Genomic DNA, 387 nt, shown 5'->3' on the forward strand with positions numbered 1-387 from the left:
AGCTAAAGCTCACTTTGGTGACCACGACCAACCCGGTGCGCAACCAGTTCCAGGCGATCATCAAGCAGTGGTGGCACGATATAGGCGTTGAGGTAGAATTGAGGAGCATCGACGCTTCGGTCTTTTTCGGAAGCGATCCGAGCAATCCGGAAACGTACAGTAACTTTTATGCCGACGCCCAGATGTGGGCCAACTACTTTAGCGGTTCCGATCCCGGCGCATATGCCGAGAGCTACACCTGTGGCCAGTCGCATGGAAGCAACACCCCGCGCTACTGCGACACGAACTACGACGCGCTGGTGACAGAGCTCGGAAAGACCGCTGATATCGAGAAGCGCGGCGAGATAGTCAAAAAGCTCAATACCATTTTAATGGACAGTTACGCGA

Annotated in this window: 1 pseudogene; it reads left to right on the plus strand. The window is 54.3% G+C overall.

The features are described from left to right. Positions 1–17 precede the first annotated feature (17 nt). Positions 18–387, plus strand: a pseudogene (locus EOA29_RS40880) (peptide ABC transporter substrate-binding protein); the annotation flags it as partial.

The sequence above is a fragment of the Mesorhizobium sp. M1E.F.Ca.ET.063.01.1.1 genome (assembly GCF_003998155.1).
Taxonomy (GTDB): domain Bacteria; phylum Pseudomonadota; class Alphaproteobacteria; order Rhizobiales; family Rhizobiaceae; genus Mesorhizobium.